Below are 15,995 nucleotides of genomic sequence, written 5' to 3' on the forward strand. Positions count from 1 at the left end.
CTATGGGGGCAGCGATCGAGTGTGCTGGGAGCGCCTCCAGCCGAATCAATGGAAAAATCAATGGAAAGCCAAAATTGGCAAGAGGAGCGTTACAAAATAAAAGACCAAGGGTGCTGTGAATACGTAGCTATCGGCGCGGTCCAAAATGCCGCCATGTCCCGGAATCAACTGCCCAGAATCTTTGACGCCGGCATCCCGTTTCATCATTGATTCGGTTAAATCGCCCAATAGGCTGGCAATCCCAATCATCAGACCAAACAGGGCTCCCGCAAGCCAAGGGAGGGGCCAGGCGAGGGAGTACGCTCCCCAAAGGGCGACGCCTACGCTCCCCAAGACACCAAACATAGCTCCTTCCACGGTTTTCTTGGGACTGATGTGAGAGAGGCGGGTGCGGCCAAAGAGCTTACCAACCGCATAGGCACCAATATCTGCCGCCCAAATACAGGCAAAGGCCAACAGCGTCACTTGTAATCCTAAGGGAAAGGCTGTCAGTTGCAACCGTTCTGGCCAGAAGCCCCCTAAGGGCAGGGTTGACTGCTGTTCTAGCCCCCGCAGGCGCACCCAATAGCTGGGCAAATAGCCGCCATAAAACAACCCCATGATTGAGGTGGAAATATCGGCGATCGAGGCCAGCTTGGGTTGAAACAATAGGTAAAAACAAATGAAGGTGCCCGCCACCGGAAAGACGGCGTCCGCAAGATCAGGCCGCAGTAGGGAAGTCATCAGAAGCACCTGACTGACGACTAGCGTCGTTTTAGCGGCCGGTGCACTCCCCTTCGCACGGGCTAGTTCAAAATATTCCAGCTGCCCCAGATAAATTAGCGCCCCAATCCCCAGACAAAAATACCAACCACCTAGGAAGGTCATCAGCAGCGTAAGGACGATCGCGACAAGTCCACTGGCAATGCGGATCCAGAGCATAGTGGTGAGGGGCGGTAATTAGGAAAAGGGGTTACATTGAGCCGCGCGTTGAGTGCTTGTGTAGCGCGTCCAAAGAGCGATCGCCGCTACAATAAAGATTTTAATCTAGATTCACCAACGTTAAGGAAACATTAACAGAGGCGCAGCCAAAATAGAACCCATGAAAATGTCCTTGGCAAGCTATAACGGATCAAGGAACATCCTAGGGGCAAGGGCGTCATGAAAAGCGATGGGTCTGAGGTCGATTGTATTCATGACATCCAGTCTTCCCCTTGCTTGGACACGTGGTGAGGAGACCAGTGCTCGGGTGACGGTGCCACTGACAAAACTTACAGCCCAAGAGTTGGTTGTGCGCTGTCAAGCCGGCAGAACCCCAGATCGCGCTGCCTTTACTGAATTGTTGCGGCGATACCAATCCCATGTGGAGCGAATTATCTATCACCTTGCACCCGACTGGGACGATCGCGCCGACCTGGTGCAAGAAGTCTGGATTCGAGTCTATCGCAACATTCACAAATTGCAAGACACTAGTAAATTTCGGGGTTGGCTCAGTCGCATTGCCACCAACTTGTTTTACGATGAGTTGCGCAAACGCAAACGCCATCAACCGCCCCTTTCGCTGGATGCGCCCCTGAAAACCCAAGAGGGTGAAATGAGCTGGGAACTTGCCGCCAGTGATGCCAGTCCCGATGAGCGGTTGCGCACGGATGAATTCTATGATCAATTACGGCGAGCGATCGCCAACCTACCGGAAGCCTTTCGGACAACGATTGTCCTCCGGGAAATTGAAGGCCTCTCCTACGAAGAAATTGCCCAAATCACCGGGGTTTCCCTCGGAACCGTGAAATCGCGAATTGCCCGGGCCCGACAGCGACTCCAACTCGAACTCCAAGCTCACCTGGATCTCCCTTCAACCTAAGGCGAATCACCCCTACCCTTTTCCTGCAAGGACAGACCTCTATGATGGACGAACTTGATCACTGCAAACGCGATACCTTTGAACTCCTGAGCGCCTACCTTGATGGTGAAGTGACCGCTGCAGAACGGCAACAGGTGGAAGCATGGCTGGCTACTGATTCGGAAGCCCAACACCTCTATCGGCGACTCCTGAACCTCAAGCAGCAGATGCAGGAATTGCCAGTGCCCTTAACCCCCTGCCCGGCGGATCATTTAGCAGCCCAAGTCATTGCTAAGGCCAATCACCGCCGTCGCATTTGGGTCCTGGGGAGTGCCGGGGTAACACTAGCGGCATCCTTCGTGGCAATGCTGAGCGGCCTAATGCCCAATCCCTTTTCCAGTCTGCCGGTGGCTATCACAAGTCCTGCCCGCATTGAGCCAGAGGTATCTCCTCTACCTGTTGAGCCAACGGCAACCGGTTTGATGCTCAGCCTTGACCGTCCTCCCGTGGCCATCCCTGTGAGTGAAACCGCGCCTGCTGCCTTAGGGGAACCCAGCTCAGAACCAACGCCGAAAACTACTGTCCAGGAATAACCTCAGGCTTGAAGGGACGCTCCAAAAGACAATTGAGGGCAGCCTGAGGCGTGAGAGAGCCACCTAGAACAGCATTCACCATTGCAGTGATCGGAATATCTAACTGATGCTGCTGAGCATAGGTGCAGAGCACCTGAGCAGTGTTCACCCCTTCAGCAGTGCCCTTGGTCAAGGCTAGGGCTTGGGAGAGGGACTTACCCTGGGCAAGATGCCACCCCACTTGATAATTGCGACTGAGGGCACTCGTACAGGTGGCAAGCAGATCCCCTAATCCTGAAAGGCCGTAGAAGGTTTCCACTTGTCCGCCCCAGTGGGTACCCACCCGCACCATTTCCACCAGTCCTCGGGTAATCAGGGCAGAGCGGGCGTTGACGCCAAGACCGAGGCCATCATTGACGCCACAGGCGATCGCAATCACATTTTTGAAGATGCCCCCCATTTCAACACCCCGCCGGTCCTCATTGCTGTAGAGGCGAAACGTGGGACTGCCCAAGCAATCTTGAACCTGCTTGGTCGCTGCTAGATTGCCCCCCACCACGGCTGCTGCCGGCAATCCCTGCTGGATTTCACTGGCTAGGTTGGGTCCCGAAAGCACCACAAGATCGTGATGTGGACAGTAAGTTTGCCAAATATCCGCCGCTGTGGCAAAGGTTTTTGATTCTAGGCCTTTTGTGGCACTCACAAGAATGATTCCCAAGGGGAGGTGAAGGCGGCTAACTTGGGCAGCCACTTCCCGTACCGCTTTGATAGGGAGAGCCGAAACCAGCAAATGAATGTCCTGGAAAAGAGCAGCCGAAAGCGCCCCCTGCGATCGCCCCCAGCAGGAAACTCTACACCCCCGTTGCTCAAATAGGTATGCCAGTGTTTGTCCCCAATGACCTAAGCCCAAAATCAATACCCTTGGGGACATAGCATCCCCGTCCTAGGGCGTCAGCGTTAGATTTTGGAATTGTTGCTGCTGCCGTTTGCGAAAGGCCTCCGCTTCAGCATTGAGATTTTCCATTTGATCTGCCATCACTTCGTTGGGATCACGACCATCCATCAAACGCAGCCGATTCATCAGTCCGGGCACAGAAAAGCTACCATTCTGGGGATTGAGAATGGTGCTTAGATCGTTGGCATTGCCGTTTTGCTGCCAGCCCTCCATTGGGTTATTCGTGTTTGCACTCTGGGCAAAGGCTATACTCCCAAGATTGAGAATTACTGCAGCAAGGGCAAGAGCGGGCAGATAGCGAGGTGTCATGGATCACTCCTCAAACATGCGCTAGGAATGCAGACGATAGGATGACTCCATCGGTGCCGAAGTAGAAGGGACTGTATAGGGATTATACCAAGTCTTTGCCTAGGGATTGCAGAAGTAGCATTGACTGGGATCGGCAGCGGTTTCCGGGACAGGTAGCGTGAGCTCGTATAAACAGCGTTGACAGCGGTAACGGCTAGCTTTGATTGCACTTGTGGGTGCCCCACACAGTTCACAGGGGAGCCCCGGCAGGTGCTCACGAGCCACAAACCCCGGCGAACCACACTGGGGACAGCCCTGAGCCATTCCTTGAACAAGGTCAGCAGCAGCTTGAGCTATCACCTGCATGCGCGTGGGGTTCATGTGGGCACGCATATCGGTTTCAAGGTGAAGGGTGGAGCTATGGGTTTGCAGGGTGGCGATCGCCCTTTGCAACTGTTCCTCGCTTTGAATCCCTTTGAAAATTGGCGTATTGGGCAGCGGCTCAGCCTGGGCCATCGCAATTAAACCATGGGATGGAAAGCCGACCCGGGCTCCAAAGGCCAAGGCCTCTTCAAGATTACTGACGGTGGCATGGCTAAAGTTAGTGTCTAGGGAGAGGACCTCCCCCCGCAGTACCAGATCATGGCGGCGATCTAAAAGAAGGATGAGTTCGCGATCGCTCGGGAGCATCGGAAATTGAGGATGGGGGCCAAAGCTCCCCTCACTGGCAATGACTAAGTCGGCATTCGTTTGCGTCAGCACCGCTTCTGCCTTAGCAAGCGCCGCCTCCGCTTGGGTGCCACAGCGGGGAATTTCACGGCTAAAGGTACCAAAGCGATCGCTATCAAAATCACTGGCAACCACAACCGTCACCCCTAGGCGGGCAAGGGCAGGGGCAATCACCTGTTCTTTGCCGTGCTTCGTGGCCAGAAGGGCCGTTCGGCCTTGGAAATAGGACTCTGTTGACTTAAACATCACCGCCAAGATAGGCCTCAATCACCTTGGGATCATTTTTCACCCTCAGGGGATCTCCTAGGGCAATGAGTTGACCAAAGTCTAATACGGCCAAGCGATCGCACAAACTCATCACCAAGGGCACATGGTGCTCAATGAGAATTACGGTCAGTTCAAAGGTCTCCTTGAGGCGGCGAATCAACTCACAGAGCTCTTGCTTTTCCTTGGGATTCATGCCCGCAGCCGGTTCATCCAACAAGAGCAGGCGTGGTTGCAGTGCCAAGGCACGCGCCAGTTCAAGGCGGCGTTGTTCACCATAGGGTAAGTTGCCTGCTCGCTCGTGGCGCCGCTCGTAGAGATTGACCCAGTAGAGGAGTTCCTTGGCGCGATTCTCCAAGCGTTCCTGAGCATAGCGTACAGAGGGCGCCCCCCAAAGGTTGGCCCGAAAACTGGCAGGGGCATGGAGATGCTGTCCCAGGCGAACATTCTCCCAAACACTCATCTCCGGAAAGAGGCGAATATTTTGAAACGTGCGGGCAATCCCCAAAGCAGCAATCTGGTGAGGCTTAAGCCGGTGCAAAGGCTGCTGCTGAAACAGGATTTCCCCTGAAGTAAGAGGAATTAACCCCGTCAGGAGGTTAAAAAGGGTGGTTTTACCGGCACCATTGGGGCCAATAATGCCGAAAATTTCACCCGTTTCAACGCTAAAGGATACCCGATCAACAGCCTTGAGGCCACCAAAGGAGCGGCACACATTCCTTAAGGTTAGGAGGGGCTGCACCATCTAAAGCTGAGCGGGAGAAAGTTTCTCAAAGGCTTGGTAAACCATCCGCGAGACTTGGCGAATCAGTTCACTCCCTCGGGGATCATTGTAGGGGCGTTTCACCATCATTGCAGCTACATAGCGTTGGCCATTGGGCATATCTACCATGCCCGCATCCCCAACCACAATACCAATATCTCCCGTTTTGTGGGCAATGGTGGCCCCTTTGCCAAGACCAGCAGGCAAGAGCGTATTAGTGACCGTGCGCCGCATAATGTCTAGCAGGCGATCGCGACTACGGGGCGAGAGAATTTCCCCCTGACCAATTTTGAGCATCAGCGTTGCCAAATCCCGAGGACTAGTGGTGTTGGTGCCCTTCATATCGGGCAGCAGATTGTGGATCACCGTATTTTCTAAGCCCCATTCCTGAAACTGTTGGTTCAGCGCGGCGGTGCCTTCAAGGCGATCAATGATCATATTCGTTGCCGTGTTGTCGCTAATCGTAATCATTAACTCTGCCACCTCAAGGGCGGAGTACTGGGAGTTGGGCTTTTGGTATTGCAATGTACCGGCCTCAGGGGCGATGAGATCGGGGCGCATTGTGAGGCGCTCGTGGAGCCTGACTCGTCCCTCATCCACCGCCTTGAAAAAGGCAACAAGAATGGGAAACTTAATCGTAGAGGCAGCAGGAAAGACCTCATCGCCGCCGACATTGAGGGAAGCACCGGAATCTAGATTAAAAAAGTACAGCCCCGCCGTCAGATTGGGTTGACGCGTAACCAGTTGTTGAATTTGCTGTTGCAGGCTGGTCAGTGGGCGTTCGGGGGGCAAGGTTGGACTTGGTGCCTCAGGAGCGATCGCCTGCACTGCTGTGTTCTTTAAGGACAAATCCTGAGGGTGCACTACAGAGAGGAGTGTGCCCACCATCGCAGCAAGGGCCACCCCACTAACGCCACAGCGAAAAGTAATCAAGAACAAATTGGGACGGGGCGGCGGCGGGGGTGTGACTGGCCGAGGGAGTGAGGAAAGACCGGAGGACTGAACCATTGAACGAGACTGAGCAACCATGCCATTTACTTTAGAGGAAAGGTCTCTGAAGGAATCGTGGCTGCGTGCTGAATCGCCCACTCCACCTGACGAACCATGCCCCGCAATAGTGCCACTTCGGCCTCCGTGGGGTAGGCGCGCCCGAGGAGCGATCGCACCTTGGTCATACGACTCGCAGCGGTATGGGGATACAAAAAACCAATCTGGAGCAGCACCTGCTCTAAATGGTCATAAAACCCCTGCAACCGCTCAAAGGGAACAGCATCCCCTTGGGGAAAAGTTCCCACACTGTCGCAGGCCGTCAACCATAACTCATAGCAGCATACGGCAACAGCTTGCGCCAGATTCAAAGATGGATAGGTATTGGCCGTAGGAATTTTCACCAAACCCTGGGCACACTCCAATTCTGCATTCGTGAGCCCCCGATCCTCGCGCCCAAACACCAGTGCCGACTGCGCTACAGCCAAGAGTTGCGGTGCTGCCTGACGCGGTGTCCAACAGGGTAATGCCAAATCCGCCACATCTCGCCCCACGGTGGCAAAGACGCGCTGACAATCCGCCAGCGCTGCCTCAAGGGAATCGGTCACTTTTGCTTGCTGCAGCACATCCTCTGCATGAACTGCCCAGCGCTGGGCTAGCTCTCCCTTCGGATCACAGCGGGGACTGACCATCCACAACTGCTGTAACCCCATATTTTTCATGACGCGGGCAATGCTGCCGATATTGATCTCCCCTTGGGGTTCAACGAGGACAATCCGCACTGCAGGAAGGGTATCCACGCTTGCTGGCTGAGCCAAAATAAAAAAACAATTAACATTTTTTAGATGATTTTAGAAGACTTTCTTGATCTTTCTCAAGTCCTTAGAAATTCAGGACTTGGCCGCATATTTGATAAATTTAACAACTGTAACACTCTCTGTAGGCTTTTTAGGGCAGTCAGTAAAATTGAAAGTAATTTTTTAGGTGTGACCCCTCCTTTCAAGCCAACTTCCCAAGTCTAGGAAGTTCTCAAGGGATTTCCTAGGTACAGCGTTCTAAAACGTGGGGCAGCCAAGGGGGAGGTGCTTCACTCCTCTAGAGACTTTGACGGCTTCAACTGTGTTCCATCCCTGGGAAAAGAGCTGTGGTGTGAGTTGGCGGCAGGGGTCTTGATTGAGTGGTTAGTTCTGCAAATGAGGAGTCAACTCATGTGGCGTTTTATGAGCTTGCATTGGCCAAAACTCAGTGCTGTCTGCCTCCTGTACTGTGGTCTAGCTGCTGGCCTAGGTCATCTTACGAACCTACAACTGGATGCAATGCAAGGTCAAGCACAAAATCAGCTAGTCCCCCTGGAATTGTCCTATAGGCTGAATGCTCTCAATCCCTGAGTCAAGAGGCTTTGGCTTGGAGAGGAAGATCCTCCGTCAGGCCAATTTCCCGTTTCAGGAGTTCAACCGACTGCGGATCAATGTAGCTTTCGCAGCAAATGAGACGGGGAATACGAATCAACTCATGGCGAGCCGCCGCAATGGCTGCTTTGACTCGTTCGCCACTGGCGCGATCGCTAATGATTGTCTGGGCGCGGTGGACAAGGGCATTCAGCTTATAGCTATCGTTGGCTTGAGCCGTCATCAAGAGGAGCTCATCCCCCCGCAGGCTGTGGATCATTACCTCTGCGACACCCAGTGTACCGGAACTGAGGCTGACCAACCCCAAGCAGGAGCCCTTCGGCAATTGCCGTATTACTTCCAGTTCCCGCTGGTAGTTGTAAATGTCGATGAAAAATACCCGCACGTCCCTATTGCGGGTGACGGCCTCCGTCATGCTGGCAAAATAGCGCACCGTAACTACCGTTGCCGAGGTGTCACCATCGAGAACTGCTGCTAAATCTTCAAGAAAAACCAGTTCCACAGGAATTGGCAGAAGTTGTTGCAATTCCTGAACAATCAGCTCACCTGCCCCTTGATCGTGGCGGGGCACTGTCACCAAAACCCTCACCCCAGCTTTCTGGCGAGCATCAATCTCGGCAAGGAATAACTCGCGAATTTGACCTAAGGAATAGCCCATTTCGAGGAGGGTGTCCACACTTTCTTGAACAATGCGGTGTACAGGCACAACAGCGGGTCGGCGCTGGCGGGGACGGGTTTCCTCTTGGCCAAGGGCACGGACATAAATGCCAGACCCCACTTGGGGTACGACTAAACCAGCGGCTTCAAGGCGTTCGTAAACTTTGCTGATCGTGTTGCGGTGCAACCCGGTTTGCATAGCCAGCTGCCGCGTACTGGGCAAACGATAGCCTGGGGGAAATTGCCGTGCAGCGATCGCAAAACTAATTTGATTAAAGAGCTGAGTTGAAGCAGGAATTTCGCTATCTGGTTGGATGTGGAACTGAACCATACTTTTTCTACCAATCAGGTACTGTCTTAATACGCGTTCCTTGGTGGGGCTATGCCAGATGCAAAACCTACCCCCAATCGCTGCATAAACGGTCACAGTTGGTAAGTAATTTTACCGCACCTACTGCCTATCGTCCTTTTTAGCGCAACCGAACAAGGTTACAGGGTCAGCACTAGGTTGTCACGGTGGACAATTGTATCGGCACCGGCATAGCCGAGGATGTTGGCCAATTCCGTGGATTGTTGCCCCTGCACACGACGAATTTCTTCACTGTTGTAGTTGACAAGGCCACGGGCAATTTCAGCTCCTGCGGGGTCACAGAGCTTAACGGCATCTTGAGCCTGAAACTCCCCTTCCACACGGGTAATGCCTGCTGCTAGGAGGGACTTGCCACCCACGGTAATTGCCTTAACGGCACCCTCGTCTAGCCATAACTCGCCTTTGGGAATGAGGGCACGGGCAATCCAGCGTTTACGGGCATTGATGGTTTTGGGACGAGGTTCAAAGTGGGTGCCCAAGGCTTCACCCGCAAGGATTTTCAGGAGGTTGGTGGGCGATCGCCCATCGGTAATAACGGTGCGCACCCCGGCTTCTGTGGCAATTTCCGCAGCCCGAATTTTGGTGGCCATGCCGCCGGTGCCCCAAGGGGAGCCAGCAGACCCAATTTGAATGGTTTGTGCTAACTCGGCTAAGGAGACCACCCGCTCAATGGGAACGGCTGTCTTATCAATGCGTGGATCCGCTGAATAGAGGCGATCGACATCTGTGAGCAGAAATAACCAATCGGCTTCGACAAGGCTCGCCACAAGGGCTGAGAGGGTATCATTGTCACCAAACTTGAGTTCATCCACCGCCACTGTATCGTTTTCATTGACGATGGGAATGACACCCAGTTCAAACAGCGCTTGAAACGTGTTGTAGATATTCAGGTAGCTCTGGCGATCGACAAAATTTTGCCGTGTCACCAGGATTTGGGCAATGGGCTGACGCAGCACCGCAAAGAGATCATCGTACATCCGCATCAGGTGCCCTTGACCCACTGCTGCCACTGCTTGTTTTTGGGCTAATTGTTGGGGACGTTCTGTCAGGCCCAAGCGCATAGCACCCACGCCCACCGCCCCAGAGGAGACGAGCACCACGCGATCGCCCCGCCGTTGACAGTGACACAGAACCTCCACCAGTTGGGCAATGGTGGCCAAGGCCAGGTTTCCTTCTTTGCCCCCCGTTAAGCTCGATGTGCCAATTTTGACGACCAGTGTTTGTGCCATGGGGAGTCAGGACGAAGATTGCCTAGTGGGTATAGGATCGTGCTCATTGTATCGCGGTGGAAGACAGCCAATGAACTCAGGGTTTTGGTCTGAGGTGCTGGAAACTTGTCAACAGATTCAACAGGTGGTTGCCCCTCGTCTGCTGGAGTGGGCAGGGCAGTCCCCCAGCGATCGCAAAGCCGATGGCAGCCTTGTTACCCGCGCCGACCTTTGGGCCGATCAGAAAATCACTGCGATGCTGCAACAGCAGTTTCCCCACCATGGCTACCTGAGCGAAGAGGGAAACCATACCTACGGTGGTGAACAGTGGTGTTGGATAATTGATCCCATTGATGGCACGACCAACTATAGTCATGGTCTACCCATTTGGTGTATTGCCCTAAGTCTGCTCTACCAAGGCACACCCGTATTTGGCTATGTGCACGTTCCCGGCTTGCAGCAAACGTTTCATGGCTTCTATCAAGCGCCTGATCACGCCAACGGTGCCTATTTGAATGAGAAACCCATTCGCGTCAAGGTCAGTGAGCCAAATTTGCAGACGTTTTTTAGTCTTTGTGCCCGCAGCACCGATGTGCTCAAGCGTTCCTTTCCCTGCAAAATTCGCATGTTGGGATCCGCCAGTTATAATTTGCTGACCGTTGCTGCTGGTTATACGCTCGGGGCCGTTGAGCGCACACCTCGCATTTGGGATCTTGCCCCCGCTTGGCCAATTGTCCATGCGGCCGGTGGTCATTGGCAATGGTTGGACCCACCAGAACCGTGGCAAAGAATGTTTCCCCTGCAGCCGGGACATGAGGCCGGGAGTCGGATCTTTCATACACTGGTGAGTGCCAGTTCCAGCTTGGGACAATTTTTTGCAGCGTACATTGTTTGATGTGCAAATCAAATTCAAATAAATACGATTAAGTAGGATTTAAATACGATAAGTTAAAGATAAATTAAATACAATTAAATACGATAAATTCAAAAAATTTAAATTCAAATAAATACAAAATAAATAGACTAACACAATAAAAATTATGCAAATGAATTTCTATGAAACCGACTTTTCCACCTGAACACTCGCATAGGTGCAGCTGCTCAAGGCAGCAGACTTGGGCTACCTTGATACTGCCCGCTTTGTCGAGGAAATCAAAGCCTTGGCACGGTAGGAGCCTCGAGAGCTGAAGAATTGCCTAGGAGTCTGGATTGGGCATCTCCTGAAGGGGAACTATCAGCCCGAAAAACGCCGTAAAAGCTGGCGAGCAACCATTCGCGAACAACGGCGAGCCTGGAGAAATTGATTCATCAAAACCCAAGCCTTCAGCCCTATCTGCCGCAGGCAAGGCCCATTCAGTCTGGCAAAGATTTAGTGGTTCATGAAACTCCCTTGGACTACCCAGATCTCCCCGAAACTTGCCCCTACACCTTGGAGAAACTCTTAGATAGCCAATTTCCTTGCCCATAGAGACAAACTTCAGCCTGATCCAAGATCCAAGGTGAGGCTATACTGGCAGTGACGACGTGGAGTCGCAATCATGGACATGGCCCAAATTAAAGCTTTAGTGGAAAAAGCCCTAGAAGATAAAATTCTTACCCTCGAAGAGCATGGCCAAATTATTGACGCGGTGCTTTCCGATGGCCAAATTTCCGAGGAAGAGGAAAAAATTTTACAGGAACTCCTCGAACGGGTTGCCTCCGGGGAAATTGATTCCCAATACTAGGGGGTTTCAATCTGCACTCGCCCTTGGCGCAGGATGTGCCACTGCCCCGATTGCCATTGCACCACGGTTGAGGGTTCCGCAGGGCTAGGGGGTAACTGCCAAGGGTGGAGCGTTAAAACTTGGGGAAATTCGCGGGCGATCGCCCCCAATTCAACGAGTGGCGGCTGACCTGAGCGGTTAATACTGGTGGTGGCCAACGGTCCTGTTTGCTGGAGGAGGGCTTGGGCAGGCGGCCAGTCGGGAACTCGTAAGCCAATTGTGCCTGTACCCAGGGGATTCAAACCCGGCGGCAGTTCAGCAGCGGGCAGCACGAAGGTCACTGCCCCCGGCCAATAACGCGCCGCCATTGCCAACCACTGCTCCCATTCAGCAGCACTGCCACGCACAAAGGGCCAGAGTTGCTCAGGATTAGCGCCCATGAGGATCAAGGGCTTATCCGGTTGACGTTCCTTGGCGGTATAGATCAATTCCCCGCGATCGCAACGACTGGCCAAGGCGGGCACTGTATCTGTGGGAAAACTAATCAACCAATTGCCTGTGCGCACTGCGGCCACCAAGGCGGCCATACTCACCTGTGCCATACCCCTCCTCTACCAGCCAATGGCAGCACCTTCCCCTCGAGGATCGGCTGCCCCTTCTAATTGTCCATGCTCCAAAACGCGAATTAAGCTGGCGTTGCCCCACGGACGGGTTTGTTCTACCCGATAGCCCCACTGCCGCCACGTTTGTATCCAAGCATCAGGCAGGGTTGGCTCGACAAAGAGGATATCCGGTGTCCACTGCTGATGAATCCGAGGACTAGCAATGGCGGTGGCGGCATCCTGCCCTAAATCAACGACGTTCAAAAACAGTTGCAGCACAGTGCTAATAATTCGACTGCCGCCGGGGGAGCCTAAAACCATATTGAGGCGGTTGTCTTTTAGCACAATTGTTGGACTCATGCTTGAGAGGGGACGCTTACCCGGTTCGATACCATTGGCTAGGGGAGTCTTGTCCGATTGAATACCGACAACACCAAAGAGATTGGGTTGATTGGGGGCAATGGCAAAATCATCCATTTCATTGTTCAACAGAATCCCCGTTTGCGGCACAACCACACCCGCCCCAAAGGGCCCATTGATTGTAAATGTCAAGCTGACGGCATTCCCTTGGGCATCCACCACATTTAGGTGACTGGTATTGTCCGACTCTGCGAGTTGGATCGGGGTTGCCGCGCTCACAGCACTTTGGGGACGGGCACGACGGGGAAGAATTTCAGTGACCCGCTGTTGGGCATAGTGACGACCGGTGAGGGCAGCGACAGGCACAGGCACAAAGTCACTATCTCCGAGGTAACGGGCGCGATCAGCATAGGCAATTTGCATCACGCTGGCTAGGTAGTGACCGCGATCGCTGGCGATAGGAGCAGGGGGCAACAGTTGCCAGAGGTTGAGCATTTGCACAAGGGTAACGCCACCAGAAGAGGGGGGTGGCATCGAACAGACCTGAAACGCACGGTAGGTGCCACAAATTGGCTCTCGCCAAACGGGGCGATAGGTTCGTAAATCCTCTTGGGTCATTTTGCCCCCTTGCTGCACCATAAAGTCGGCGATCGCTCTAGCAATCCAACCCTCATAAAAGCTTCTCGGATTGCGGGCGATCGTCGCCAAGGTTTTTGCCAAGTCTGGCTGTTGAATCACCGTACCCAAGGGGGGAACTTGGCCATCTCTGAGGAAAATACGCGCGGCAGTAGCATCCTGCCGCAGAACGGCTTGGCGCATTGTCGCCCACTGCCGATAAGAGGGAGTAACGGCAAATCCCTGCTGAGCGGCCTGAATGGCGGGAGTGACGACCTGAGACCAGGGCAGTTGACCATAGCGTTGGTGCAAAGCAGCTAGGCCAGCAACGGTGCCGGGGGTGCCTGCGGCTAAGACCCCATCCAAACTGGCACGGGGAATCACCTCCCCCTTCTCGTTGAGATACATCGTTGGTGTCGCTTGCAGGGGTGCCCGCTCCCGAAAATCAAGGGCACGAATGGTTTGGGATTGGGCGTGATACACAAGGGCAAAGCCACCACCGCCCAGCCCCGCCGCATAGGGCTCAACAACGGCAATCATCAATGCAGTTGCCACCGCTGCATCCACAGCATTGCCCCCTGCTTTGAGAATGTCTCTACCTGCTTTTGCTGCGGCAGGTTGAGCCGCTGTAACCATTCCCCGCTGGCTAAGCGTTTGAGCGGGGGCAGGGGGAGTAGGAAAAAGTGTGACTGCTAGGACAATCACGAGGAGGGGCGATCGCCCCCACTGCTCAACTTTCCCTAGAGTGAACCCTTGCCCCATGATTGATTGACTCAAAACTGCTGCAGAACCCCAGCTTGTAAAATACACGAAGGGAGCATGATTGCAAACGTCCTCAACCGTCAAGGTTCACTTTTGCCATGTCAAATTCACTATTAGAAACCAGTTGGTGGGTGCCCTGTTATGGCTTAGTGGGGGCAGCCCTGACCTTGCCTTGGGCCACCGGTTATGTGCGGCGCACAGGGCCGCGACCCGCAGCCTATTTCAATTTACTGATGACGGTTGTTGCTTTTGTGCATGGGTTTTTCCTATTGCAACAAACTCGCAGTGGTGCCACCGCAACGATTGTTTGGCATTGGCTACAGGCGCCGGGACTCGATCTCTCATTTTCATTACTTATTAACAGTGTCACCACAGCTGCCATGGAATTGGTGACAGGTCTGAGTATCCTCGCCCAGATTTTTGCCTTGGGTTATCTCGAAAAGGACTGGGGCATGGCCCGCTTCTTTGCCTTAATGGGCTTTTTTGAGGCGGCTCTCAGTGGCATTGCAATTAGTGACTCGCTGCTCCTGAGCTATGGCCTGTTGGAGATGTTGACCCTCTCTACCTATTTACTGATTGGCTTCTGGTATGCTCAGCCCCTTGTGGTCAAAGCAGCAAGGGATGCCTTTCTCACCAAACGGGTGGGGGATATTCTCCTGCTGATGGGGGTGGTGGCGGTTGGCAGCCTGGCGGGGAGTTATGATTTTCCCAATCTCTATGAATGGGCAGAGCAGGTGAATTTGCCAGAAGGTTGGGGCTTTTTACTGGGCCTAGCCTTGATTGCGGGGCCCACTGGTAAATGTGCTCAAGTACCTTTGCATCTGTGGCTCGATGAAGCTATGGAAGGACCCAACCCCGCCTCCATTATGCGGAACTCGGTAGTGGTGGCTGCGGGAGCCTATATTCTCATTAAGCTACAGCCGATTCTGGTAGCCTGCCCAGGGGCAAACATTGCCTTGATTGCGATCGGGGCAGTCACCGCCATCAGTGAATCCCTGGTCTCGATTGCCCAAATTGACATTAAACGGGCACTGTCCCACTCAACGAGTGCCTATCTGGGACTGGTGTTTATTGGGGTCGGCACGAATTGGACAGATTTCGCCCTGTTTGTATTGCTTACCCATGCGATCGCTAAGGCACTGCTGTTTATGAGTATTGGCAGTGTGATTATGACCACCAACTCTCAGGATTTGACGGAATTGGGGGGGTTAGGCGAACGGATGCCGGCCACGAGTTCGGCCTTTGTTATCGGCGGTCTATCCCTGATTGGCTGTCTGCCCTTGGGGGCCTTTTGGTCGTTTTATCGCGGCATTAGCTACTACTGGCAAACAATGCCTTGGTTGGTGGGTTTGATTTTAGTCGTCAATGTGCTGACGGCTGTGAACCTCACCCGTGTCTTTCGCCTGGTCTTCCTAGGGCCTGCTCAACCCAAAACCCGCCGTGCCCCTGAAGTGCCTTGGCCTCTGGCAGTGCCGATGGTGACTTTGAGTATTTTGAATATGCTGGTGCCTTTTATCTTGCAGCGGGTGCAGTTGTTACCAGAGACTATGGATTGGACAATTGTGGCTCTGCTTGTGGTCTCGGGATTGGCGGGTATTCTTTTGGGCGGCTTTGTTAACCTCAAACGCAGTTGGACGCGCCCCATCAAGGTACCATTGCGCTTTGTGCAGGATCTGCTGGCCTACGATTTTTACATTGAGGAGTTGTATCGCTATACCGTGGTCTGGGCAGTGCGATCGCTCTCGCAGTTGAGCGCTTGGGTAGACCGCCACATTGTGGATCGGATTGTGAATACAACGGGTGCAGCGTCCCTCGTTGGGGGTGAATTGCTGAAATACAGTGCCAGCGGTCAATCCCAAGCCTACTTACTGCTGGTGTTTATTGGTGTGGCGATTCTTGGGGGGGCGATCGCGTGGCTACTGCTGTAATGCC

At 53.6% G+C, this 15,995-nt stretch carries 16 protein-coding genes and 1 pseudogene; 6 read left to right on the forward strand and 11 right to left on the reverse strand.

Translation table 11 applies throughout. The features are described from left to right. Window positions 1-57: 57 nt before the first annotated feature. On the reverse strand, window positions 58-921 hold the full coding sequence (locus IGQ16_RS09930; protein ID WP_024125124.1) for a phosphatidate cytidylyltransferase: 864 nt from the start codon (window positions 919-921) through the stop codon (window positions 58-60). A 253-nt stretch (window positions 922-1,174) separates the two neighbouring features. Between IGQ16_RS09930 and IGQ16_RS09935 the strand changes: the two genes are divergently transcribed. Both IGQ16_RS09935 and IGQ16_RS09940 read left to right on the forward strand, forming a co-directional pair. Further along, on the forward strand, window positions 1,175-1,840 hold the full coding sequence (locus IGQ16_RS09935) for a sigma-70 family RNA polymerase sigma factor (RefSeq protein ID WP_024125125.1): 666 nt from the start codon (window positions 1,175-1,177) through the stop codon (window positions 1,838-1,840). Window positions 1,841-1,881: 41 nt separating this feature from the next. After that, window positions 1,882-2,412 carry an anti-sigma factor gene (locus IGQ16_RS09940; protein ID WP_024125126.1) on the forward strand — a complete coding sequence of 177 codons (531 nt, stop codon included), beginning with the start codon at window positions 1,882-1,884 and terminating at the stop codon, window positions 2,410-2,412. Here IGQ16_RS09940 and IGQ16_RS09945 read toward each other — a convergent pair. The 8 genes from IGQ16_RS09945 to proB form a co-directional block, all read right to left on the reverse strand. After that, window positions 2,396-3,322 carry an NAD(P)H-dependent glycerol-3-phosphate dehydrogenase gene (locus IGQ16_RS09945; RefSeq protein WP_024125127.1) on the reverse strand — a complete coding sequence of 309 codons (927 nt, stop codon included), beginning with the start codon at window positions 3,320-3,322 and terminating at the stop codon, window positions 2,396-2,398. The two genes, IGQ16_RS09940 and IGQ16_RS09945, sit on opposite strands and share 17 nt — an antisense overlap. A 12-nt stretch (window positions 3,323-3,334) precedes the next feature. After that, window positions 3,335-3,655, reverse strand: a complete 321-nt coding sequence (locus IGQ16_RS09950; protein ID WP_024125128.1) for a hypothetical protein — start codon at window positions 3,653-3,655, stop codon at window positions 3,335-3,337. Window positions 3,656-3,754: 99 nt separating this feature from the next. Continuing rightward, complete coding sequence (locus tag IGQ16_RS09955; protein ID WP_297061346.1) at window positions 3,755-4,609, reverse strand: DUF6671 family protein; 855 nt, start codon at window positions 4,607-4,609, stop codon at window positions 3,755-3,757. Next, on the reverse strand, window positions 4,602-5,372 hold the full coding sequence (locus IGQ16_RS09960) for an ABC transporter ATP-binding protein (RefSeq protein ID WP_024125130.1): 771 nt from the start codon (window positions 5,370-5,372) through the stop codon (window positions 4,602-4,604). Before IGQ16_RS09960 ends, IGQ16_RS09955 begins: the two co-directional genes overlap by 8 nt. After that, the gene (locus tag IGQ16_RS09965) at window positions 5,373-6,419 is read right to left on the reverse strand and encodes a serine hydrolase (RefSeq protein ID WP_297061349.1); all 1,047 of its coding nucleotides are present in this window, start codon (window positions 6,417-6,419) and stop codon (window positions 5,373-5,375) included. Window positions 6,420-6,424: 5 nt separating this feature from the next. Beyond that, the gene (locus tag IGQ16_RS09970; RefSeq protein ID WP_297061352.1) at window positions 6,425-7,177 is read right to left on the reverse strand and encodes an RNA methyltransferase; all 753 of its coding nucleotides are present in this window, start codon (window positions 7,175-7,177) and stop codon (window positions 6,425-6,427) included. Window positions 7,178-7,766: 589 nt separating this feature from the next. Next, the gene (locus tag IGQ16_RS09975; RefSeq protein ID WP_024125134.1) at window positions 7,767-8,774 is read right to left on the reverse strand and encodes a GntR family transcriptional regulator; all 1,008 of its coding nucleotides are present in this window, start codon (window positions 8,772-8,774) and stop codon (window positions 7,767-7,769) included. Window positions 8,775-8,932: 158 nt separating this feature from the next. Then, entirely contained in the window at window positions 8,933-10,042 is a 1,110-nt protein-coding gene (gene proB, locus IGQ16_RS09980; RefSeq protein ID WP_297061354.1) for a glutamate 5-kinase, read from the reverse strand. Between the two features lie 70 nt (window positions 10,043-10,112). Between proB and IGQ16_RS09985 the strand changes: the two genes are divergently transcribed. The 3 genes and pseudogenes from IGQ16_RS09985 (at window position 10,113) to IGQ16_RS09990 (ending at window position 11,745) form a co-directional block, all read left to right on the forward strand. Then, window positions 10,113-10,916: an inositol monophosphatase family protein gene (locus tag IGQ16_RS09985; protein ID WP_024125136.1), complete on the forward strand. Its 804-nt coding sequence runs from the start codon at window positions 10,113-10,115 to the stop codon at window positions 10,914-10,916. A gap of 289 nt (window positions 10,917-11,205) precedes the next feature. After that, window positions 11,206-11,489, forward strand: a pseudogene (locus tag IGQ16_RS11760) (DUF29 domain-containing protein). A gap of 70 nt (window positions 11,490-11,559) precedes the next feature. Beyond that, a complete protein-coding gene (locus IGQ16_RS09990; protein WP_024125137.1) occupies window positions 11,560-11,745 on the forward strand; it encodes a hypothetical protein in 186 nt (61 codons plus the stop codon). On the opposite strand, the gene IGQ16_RS09995 is transcribed toward IGQ16_RS09990, so the two are convergent. Both IGQ16_RS09995 and ggt read right to left on the reverse strand, forming a co-directional pair. Then, window positions 11,742-12,326, reverse strand: coding sequence for an L-threonylcarbamoyladenylate synthase (locus IGQ16_RS09995; protein WP_024125138.1), 585 nt, complete (start codon window positions 12,324-12,326; stop codon window positions 11,742-11,744). The two genes, IGQ16_RS09990 and IGQ16_RS09995, sit on opposite strands and share 4 nt — an antisense overlap. A 9-nt stretch (window positions 12,327-12,335) precedes the next feature. Next, on the reverse strand, window positions 12,336-14,063 hold the full coding sequence (gene ggt, locus IGQ16_RS10000; RefSeq protein WP_297061357.1) for a gamma-glutamyltransferase: 1,728 nt from the start codon (window positions 14,061-14,063) through the stop codon (window positions 12,336-12,338). A 98-nt stretch (window positions 14,064-14,161) separates the two neighbouring features. Between ggt and IGQ16_RS10005 the strand changes: the two genes are divergently transcribed. Beyond that, window positions 14,162-15,991: an NAD(P)H-quinone oxidoreductase subunit F gene (locus IGQ16_RS10005; protein ID WP_297061359.1), complete on the forward strand. Its 1,830-nt coding sequence runs from the start codon at window positions 14,162-14,164 to the stop codon at window positions 15,989-15,991. The last annotated feature ends 4 nt before the right edge of the window (window positions 15,992-15,995 follow it).

This window comes from Thermosynechococcus sp. M3746_W2019_013, from assembly GCF_015296045.1.
GTDB lineage: Bacteria > Cyanobacteriota > Cyanobacteriia > Thermosynechococcales > Thermosynechococcaceae > Thermosynechococcus.

What these genes read in the sequence shown, in the direction of transcription:
- IGQ16_RS09935 (WP_024125125.1), top strand. Translation starts at nt 1,175, where the DNA reads ATGACATCCAGTCTTCCCCTTGCTTGGACACGTGGTGAGGAGACCAGT.
- IGQ16_RS09960 (WP_024125130.1), bottom strand. Translation starts at nt 5,372, where the DNA reads ATGGTGCAGCCCCTCCTAACCTTAAGGAATGTGTGCCGCTCCTTTGGT.
- IGQ16_RS10005 (WP_297061359.1), top strand. Translation starts at nt 14,162, where the DNA reads ATGTCAAATTCACTATTAGAAACCAGTTGGTGGGTGCCCTGTTATGGC.
- IGQ16_RS09995 (WP_024125138.1), bottom strand. Translation starts at nt 12,326, where the DNA reads ATGGCACAGGTGAGTATGGCCGCCTTGGTGGCCGCAGTGCGCACAGGC.
- IGQ16_RS09975 (WP_024125134.1), bottom strand. Translation starts at nt 8,774, where the DNA reads ATGGTTCAGTTCCACATCCAACCAGATAGCGAAATTCCTGCTTCAACT.
- IGQ16_RS09930 (WP_024125124.1), bottom strand. Translation starts at nt 921, where the DNA reads ATGCTCTGGATCCGCATTGCCAGTGGACTTGTCGCGATCGTCCTTACG.
- proB (WP_297061354.1), bottom strand. Translation starts at nt 10,042, where the DNA reads ATGGCACAAACACTGGTCGTCAAAATTGGCACATCGAGCTTAACGGGG.
- IGQ16_RS09990 (WP_024125137.1), top strand. Translation starts at nt 11,560, where the DNA reads ATGGACATGGCCCAAATTAAAGCTTTAGTGGAAAAAGCCCTAGAAGAT.
- IGQ16_RS09940 (WP_024125126.1), top strand. Translation starts at nt 1,882, where the DNA reads ATGATGGACGAACTTGATCACTGCAAACGCGATACCTTTGAACTCCTG.
- IGQ16_RS09955 (WP_297061346.1), bottom strand. Translation starts at nt 4,609, where the DNA reads ATGTTTAAGTCAACAGAGTCCTATTTCCAAGGCCGAACGGCCCTTCTG.
- IGQ16_RS09965 (WP_297061349.1), bottom strand. Translation starts at nt 6,419, where the DNA reads ATGGTTGCTCAGTCTCGTTCAATGGTTCAGTCCTCCGGTCTTTCCTCA.
- ggt (WP_297061357.1), bottom strand. Translation starts at nt 14,063, where the DNA reads ATGGGGCAAGGGTTCACTCTAGGGAAAGTTGAGCAGTGGGGGCGATCG.
- IGQ16_RS09945 (WP_024125127.1), bottom strand. Translation starts at nt 3,322, where the DNA reads ATGTCCCCAAGGGTATTGATTTTGGGCTTAGGTCATTGGGGACAAACA.
- IGQ16_RS09985 (WP_024125136.1), top strand. Translation starts at nt 10,113, where the DNA reads ATGAACTCAGGGTTTTGGTCTGAGGTGCTGGAAACTTGTCAACAGATT.
- IGQ16_RS09950 (WP_024125128.1), bottom strand. Translation starts at nt 3,655, where the DNA reads ATGACACCTCGCTATCTGCCCGCTCTTGCCCTTGCTGCAGTAATTCTC.